Below are 1,224 nucleotides of genomic sequence, written 5' to 3' on the forward strand. Positions count from 1 at the left end.
CGCGGCGCGACTGGCTGATGAGGCATTCGACAGTTACAACAATACGAGTCTGGCCGAACGTGCCGGCTTCCTTGAGCGCATCGCTGACGGCCTCGATTCGATTACATCCGAACTCGCGCAACGCATCTCACTTGAAAGCGGCCTGCCGGTCGCACAACTCGAAGGTGAAACGGCGAAATCTGCGATCCAGTTTCGTCAGTTCGCGACAGTCGTCCGTCAGGGACGCTTTCGACAGGTTGCCATCGATCCGGCCCAACCCGAGCGTCAACCGCGCGCTCGGATGGATCATCGCTTGCAGAAGATTGCGCTCGGTCCGGTTGCGATCTTCGGTGCAAGCAACTTTCCGATCTCCTATTCGGTTGCAGGCGGCGATACGGCGTCGGCGCTGGCTGCTGGTTGCCCCGTCATTCTGAAAGCGCACAACGCTCATCCTGGCGGATCGGAATTGATGGCGCGCGTGATCCAGCAGGCTGTCAAAGAGGCTGGCCTGCACGAAGGCGTGTTCTCGCTCGTTCGCGGTGGCGGCAATGAAATCGGAGAGGCGCTGGTCGATCATCCGCTCATCAAGGGGGTGACATTCACGGGCTCAGAAGTCGGCGGTATGGCGCTTTTCCGGCGCGCGCAGCAACGTCCTGATCCGATTCCCGTCTTCACCGAAATGACCAGCGTCAATCCGACGTTTGTGCTGCCCTTCGCGCTCGCCGCACGCGGCGGTGTGATCGGCGATGGGTTCGCTGAACGTATGCTGGTTACCGTCGGCCAGGCTTGTCTGAAACCCGCGATTCTGCTGGCTATCGATGGCTCCGGTTACGCCGAACTGAAGGACGCAATGATTGCCCGCGTCGAAGCCATGCACGCGCGCACGATGCTGACACCCGGCATCAACGGCGCGTATCGCAAGAACGTCGAGCGGCAGGCCGCAGCAGGTGCCGAGCGCATCGCGGCAGGCGGTGAATCGCAAGGTGCATGGGACGGGCAATCGGTGCTCTTCGAAGTCGACGGTGCGCGCATGCTTGACGATGCAACGCTGTCAGACGAAGTGTTCGGTCCTGCTGCATTGCTCGTGCGTGTGAAGGATGTTGAGCAATTAATCGCCCTCGCCAAGCAGTTTCGTGGGCAGCTTTCCGCGACGATGCAGATCGATCAACCCGATCACGCACTTGCTGCGCGACTGTTGCCCATTCTGGAGCGTCGCACGGGCCGCATCGTCGTCAATGCGTTCGC

General features: G+C 60.9%; 1 protein-coding gene. It reads left to right on the top strand.

Features of this window, described 5'->3' with window-relative positions:
* Nucleotides 1-1,224, top strand: a 1,224-nt coding sequence (locus tag J1D76_RS27800; RefSeq protein ID WP_421141561.1) for an aldehyde dehydrogenase (NADP(+)), incomplete at both ends; no start/stop codon positions are given.

The organism is Pseudomonas sp. NFX15 (assembly GCF_049132105.1).
Lineage (GTDB): Bacteria > Pseudomonadota > Gammaproteobacteria > Pseudomonadales > Pseudomonadaceae > Aquipseudomonas.